Here is a 6,000-nt window from a genome sequence, read left to right on the forward strand (position 1 = left end):
AGCGCCACCGTGGATTCATCGGTCGTTTCCTCTTGACGGTCGGCGCGTCGCGGCCGCACACTCTAGCCACATATTTCAGTCAACAACTGAAATATTCTGCCTCACCCAAGGGAGCGTCACATGCCCGGGCCGGGACGTGGGTCGTGCGACCGGACTGCACCTCTCGCCGACTGATCACCTACCAACGGCGCTGGTGAAGGCCGACCCCGGCCCGGCTCCCGCCTCTCCTCGCTGGCGACCCCGGCGCGTCGCTGCCCTTGCGTACCGTTCCATCGCAGCGCTGCCCGCATCTCTCCGCCTCCGCACATGTGTGGTCGGTGACAGCAGTGGGACCACCGTTCCCTCCGCGATGACCCCTCGCGACGCTCCAGCCCAAGCCGTCCCGGCGAAATGGCACTCAACTACCCCGAAGAGGAATCCGATGACCCCCTTCTCACCAACCCCAGCAAGGCCGACTCTGCTGAGATCACTCCTGTCAGGCTTGGCAGCGCTGCTGCTCGGGCTCGGCCTGGTCACCAGCCTCACCTCCCCGGCTGGCGCTGTCGGCGGCTCCGCCACCGACTGGATGAGCCAGGGCAAGTTCGGCGTCATGACGCACTACCTGGCCGAAGGCGCCCCGCCCGGTGACCCGGGCAGCGTCTACACCGACGACTGGTCCACCATGCCGAGCCCGGATGTGTGGAACACCCGCGTGAACAACTACGACGTCCAAGGTGTCGTGCAGCAGCTGAAGTCGGTCCACGCCGGCTGGCTGCAGATTCCCGTGGGACAGAACACCGGGTACTACGACTCCCCGAACGCCACCTTCGACGCGCTGGTGCCGCCCTCGAGCAACCCCAGCGACCACTACCCGGCCTCCCTGCTGTCCCACCGGGACCTCATCAAGGACCTCGGCACCGCTCTGCACGCCGCCGGCCTGAAGTTCATGGTCTACATCACCGCCGACGAGATCCACCACAACAACTACGTCATGACCAAGCTCGGTGGTACCGCGGCTGACAACTTCACCCCCAACCCGACGTACCAGCAGAACTGGCTGAACATCATCCGCACCTGGTCGCAGCAGTGGGGCACGGCCGTGGACGGCTACTGGGTCGACGGCGCCTACTTCAGCAACCTGCAGCCGTACTACGACAACATGGCAGCGGCCCTGCGCACCGGCAACCCCAACGCCGTGATGACGTTCGCCCCGCCGCCTGGCGGTGCTCTGAACGCCACGTACAGCACGCAGTCGGACTACACCTCCGGCGAGACCTACAGCTGGCCGCAGATGCCGTCCTCCCGTTTCGTCACCAACGGCGGTGTGCAGATGCAGGTCAATTACCTCGCCCGCTCCCAGCAAGACTGGGGCGCGCCCGTGAACGCGCCCACGCTGTACAGCGCTCAGCAGCTGGGTGACTACACCCAAGACGTCACCGCCGTCGGGGGTGACGTCACATGGGACGTCGGCTACGACCGCACCAACGGCCACATCTCCGACGCCGCCATGGCACAAATGGCCGTTGTCGCCCAGACTGTCGGCCTGGCTCCAGGTGGCCCGACCTACATCGACGACTCAGACCCAGCGGTCGCCTACACCGGCCCGTGGAACACCAGCAACCCCGGCGGCTGCTACAAGGGCACCTGTCACAACTCCCAGACCGCTGGCAACACCGCCACCGTCACCTTCACCGGCACCGGCATCACCTGGTACGGCATCACCGGCACCGACCAAGGAACCGCCACCGTCTCCGTCGACAACGGACCCCCGACCACCGTCAACCTCTATGCCTCCTCCAGATCAACGAACACTCCTGTCTACACCAGCAAGGGCCTGAGCAATGCGACCCACACGCTCAAGGTCACCGCGACCAGCACCAACTGGGTCACCTTCGACTCCTTCGTCGCCAGACAAGGCGTCGTCGACGACTCCAACCCCGCCATTGCCTACACCGGTTCGTTCAGCAGCTCCAACCCCGGCGGCTGCTACTCGGGCTCCTGCCACAACGCCAACGCCACCGGCTCGACGGCCACCTACACCTTCACCGGCACCGGCATCACCTGGTACGGCATCACGGGCTCCGATCAGGGCACGGCCAACGTGTCCATCGACAATGGACCCCCGATTTCGGTCAACCTCTATGCCTCCAGCCGCAGCGTCAACGTCCCCGTCTACACCAGCCCGGAACTGTCCTCCGGCACCCACACGCTCACCATCACCACCACCAACAGCGGCTGGGTCACCCTCGACGCCCTCGCTGTCGCACAGAACACCGTCGACGACCCCGACCCAGCCATTGCCTACACCGGTTCGTTCAGCAGCTACAACCCGGGTGGCTGCTACTCGGGCTCCTGCCACAACGCCAACGCCACCGGCTCGACGGCCACCTACACCTTCACCGGCACCGGCATCACCTGGTACGGCATCACGGGCTCCGATCAGGGCGCGGCCAACGTGTCCATCGACAATGGACCCCCGATTTCGGTCAACCTCTATGCCTCCAGCCGCAGCGTCAACGTCCCCGTCTACACCAGCCCGGAACTGTCCCCCGGCACCCACACGCTCACCATCACCACCACCAGCAACGGCTGGGTCACCCTCGACGCCCTCGCCAAGGGCTAAACCGCACACCGCAGCGCTGCGCAGGGCGCACTGCGGGCTGAACGACGCAAGGTTGGTGCCGACCATGGAGATTCTGCTGATGGCCTGGGCGACACCGGCCTTGTGCTCGTAACTGGCCCTGCTGCGGCTCGACGATAGGCAGCTGGAGCGGCGGGACACCCCGACGGCATCCGCGACGGCCACACGGCTCGGCGCTCCTCGTCCGGTCGTAGGCAACGTCCTCCAGATCACCGTGCGGCCTCGATCATCCGGTCGCTGACGTGATCGTCCAAGCCGGCGTGCGCTGGAGATCGAAGAGGACAACGAAGACGGAAGACAGCGGGTCAGCCTGGATCAGTACCAGGTCCGCAAGTTGACACCCCGGCGTCGGCACGTGGGCCCTCGCCCCTCGTCTTGGACACTCGAGATAGTGGATCTTGAGGATCTGAGGGATGGGCGTGTCGTGGTCATGAAGCACTACTCCGCCGAGTTCAAGGCGGAAGCCGTCGCTGTGCACCAGTCGCAGCCGGACGCGACGATCAAGCAGGTCGCCGCGGACTGGGGATCAATGGGGAGACGCTGCGGAACTGGATCCGGGCGGCCGGCTCCCGCCGTCCGCGGGGCCGCCGTCCGGCCGCCGCCCCGGCGTCGGCTCCGGTGGCGCCGTCCGAGTTGGAGGCGCAGGTCACCCCCCCTGCGGCGGGAGAACGCGAGCTGAAGAAGGAACGTGAGGATCCTGCGCAGGGCCGCCCTATGTTTCGCCGCGGAGACGAACATGCGAACCGCTGTCGGTTCATCGCGGATCTCCAGCGCCGATACCGCGTGAAGCGGTTGTGCCGTGTCCTGGACCTGAACCGATTGACCTTTCTACTACTCGCGCCGGACGGCGTCACTGCGGGCAGCCCACAAGTGGCCGACGCAAGGCTGGCCGCCCGGATGCTCCGTCCACCGAGCCTCGGACGGCACCTATGGTGTCCCGGGGGATCACGGCCGAGCTCCGCGATGGGGGTGAGGCGGTCAACCACAAACGCGTCGGCCCGGGTCATGAATGCCATCGGGCTGACCGGACTCCGTCTGCGCCGCAGGCACCGCACCACCATCCACGGCCCCGCCAGGGCGAAGGTCCCAGACTGATCCGCCGTATCCTCCCTACCACCCAGGGCAAGAGCAGGACCATGTCCTATGTGGTGAGGCGGACGTAGTGTTCGTGGCAGCAGAGGGCGGCGGCCAGGCCGAGTAAGCCAGGTAGTTCCGGGGATGGCGTTCGTAGCGGGGGCTCAGTCGCCGGTATCCGGGCAGCAAGGACATGGTCCGTTCGATGACTCACTGGCAGCGGCCCAGCCGCTCGGTCGACTCGATGCCTTTGCGGGCTATACGCATGCCGACGCACCTACCGCGCAACCATTTCCGCAGGGGACGGCTTCGTCTGTTGTCCGCTGCCGGACAACTCCACCACCGGTGGGCGCCGGATCCTCCGCCTCGCCCACCACTGGCCTTGGACCCCTTACATCACGACCGCTCTCGAACGGCTTGTACTCAGGCGAGACCCGGGCTGATCAGCGGTTCTCCTGGTCCTACGAGAGAGCGTTCCAGTCCGGAGCAGTGGAACCCGGCGTCCACCCGAGATGACACTCGGGCTCTCGGCCTGCCCAGTAACAGCCACCGACAACAAAACGGGCCGCCGACTCCGTCGGCGGCCCGTCAAGAAAGTTTGAGGCTAACCTCCATCAGACTCGTCAGAGGTGAGTCTCTTCCGGCGAAGCCGTGTTGGCTGGTAAGCAGGACCGAAATGCGGATCACGAGAGCCCCTGGATGGCCACGGGGCAGGCCGGACGCCCCCCGGCCTGAGGGGGCCGGGGTGGTCAATCTTCTTGGAGGCGCCCAGCTCGCGCTGAGCGCCGCATTCGGCTGGCGCGATTCTCCTAGTCCGAGAGGCTAGTGAGATCGACAACCGTTCCGCTGCGGCGGGCTCGTTCGGCGGCGAAGACCACGCGGTGGCTGGAGAGGCTGGTTTCGGTGCCGGAGACGACGAGTTCGGGGCGACCGCCCTGCAGAGCGTCGAGGTAGGCGTTGAGAAGGGCTTCGTCACCCCCCGCGTGTCCTTCTGCCGCTGACGAGCCGTCAAGTGATGTGTCGTAGATGGTGCGGGTCTCGGTGTGGAAGTCGTAGAGCTCGATGTGCTGGCCGTCGCCGGTGACCTGTCCTCGGGTGCCGAAGATCTTGGTGTGACGGTTCTCCAGGGGAGTGAACGCGGTCAGGGTGAACGAGGCTGTGGCGCCGCCGCCGAATTCCAGGTTCACGACCTGGTGGTCGGGGACGTCATTGTCACTGTGGTAGACGCAGCGCCCGTAAGGGCCGTCGGTCAGGGCAGCGGTCACCGCTTCCTCGGTCAGCTCGCCCGCGGTGATGATCTTCGTGAAGTATCTCTTGGTGCCGCCGTTGCGCAGTCCGTCGCGGTACAGCGTGGTCGCCGAATACGAGCATGTGTTCTGAAGTGGGCAGGTCACGCAACGGTCGGTGGCACCCGCCGGTGCCGCTTCGGGCCGGAAATGTGTGAGAGAACCGAAGGAGCTGACGCGTTTCACCTGCTGGCCGATGATGTCGATGATCCAGTCGATATCGTGGCAGGACTTGGCCAGCAACAAGGACGAGGACTCGTCTTCGCGTCGCCAGTTCCCGCGGACGAAGGAATGGGCGAAGTGGTAGTAGCCGATCGGTTCCAGATGCTGCAGGGAGACGATGTCGCCGATCGCGCCTCCGGTCAGCAGCTGTTTGAGTTTTACGGTGTAGGGCGTGTAGCGCATGACGTGCGCCAAGGCCAGGGCGGTGCCGTTGCGCCGGGCCGCCGCGGCGATCGCCTCGCAGTCGTCTTCGGTGGTCGCCATGGGCTTTTCCAGGAGGAGCTGGTAACCCATGTCGGAGAGTGCGACGGCCGCGGCGAGATGGTCCGCGTCCAGGATCGCGATCACCGCCACATCGGCCAGCCGCGGTCGATCGAGCAGGTCACGCCAGTCTGTGAACCGGTAGGAGGGGCCGATGTTGTGCTGGGTGGCGAAGGCGTCTCGGACGTGTTCGCGTGGTTCGGCGACGGCCACCACACGGGCTGTTTTGGGCCGCTTGGCGGCGAGATCGGCGTAGGCGGATCCGCGGGCACCGGCGCCGAGTATCGCCAGGGTCAAGGGACGGTCTATCGGAGTGGTCAGATCGCCCGAGATGAAGGCGCCGGGCGCGGCGTCGATCACAGGGTTCAAGGGGTGCTCACCTACGTCTGGTTGGGGTGGGCGGAAAGGAACGGGCGCTGTGGCGCAGTTGATGCGGCGTGGTGGCTCATCCTTTGGTGGCGCCTCCGGTGAGGCCTTTGACGAAGTGGCGTTGGAAGGCGAGGTAGAAGATGAGGATGGGGAGGGTGGCTAGGAACA

General features: G+C 66.0%; 2 protein-coding genes and 3 pseudogenes. 2 read left to right on the top strand and 3 right to left on the bottom strand.

The features are described 5' to 3' along the window. The first annotated feature begins 481 nt into the window (after positions 1 to 481). Positions 482 to 2,602, top strand: a complete 2,121-nt coding sequence (locus AB0M29_RS41845; protein WP_365392275.1) for an alpha-L-fucosidase — start codon at positions 482 to 484, stop codon at positions 2,600 to 2,602. Positions 2,603 to 3,761: 1,159 nt separating this feature from the next. Here the strand turns inward: AB0M29_RS41845 and AB0M29_RS41850 are convergent. Continuing rightward, a pseudogene (locus AB0M29_RS41850) lies at positions 3,762 to 4,000 on the bottom strand (IS5/IS1182 family transposase); the annotation flags it as partial. On the opposite strand from AB0M29_RS41850, the pseudogene AB0M29_RS41855 reads away from it, so the two are divergent. After that, a pseudogene (locus AB0M29_RS41855) lies at positions 3,990 to 4,137 on the top strand (IS1380 family transposase); the annotation flags it as partial. The pseudogenes AB0M29_RS41850 and AB0M29_RS41855 sit on opposite strands and share 11 nt — an antisense overlap. Positions 4,138 to 4,503: 366 nt before the next feature. Here AB0M29_RS41855 and AB0M29_RS41860 read toward each other — a convergent pair. Both AB0M29_RS41860 and AB0M29_RS41865 read right to left on the bottom strand, forming a co-directional pair. Beyond that, entirely contained in the window at positions 4,504 to 5,823 is a 1,320-nt protein-coding gene (locus AB0M29_RS41860) for a Gfo/Idh/MocA family oxidoreductase (protein ID WP_365392277.1), read from the bottom strand. Positions 5,824 to 5,908: 85 nt separating this feature from the next. Beyond that, positions 5,909 to 6,000, bottom strand: a pseudogene (locus AB0M29_RS41865) (carbohydrate ABC transporter permease); the annotation flags it as partial.

Source organism: Streptomyces sp. NPDC051976, from assembly GCF_040680795.1.
Taxonomy (GTDB): Bacteria; Actinomycetota; Actinomycetes; order Streptomycetales; family Streptomycetaceae; genus Actinacidiphila.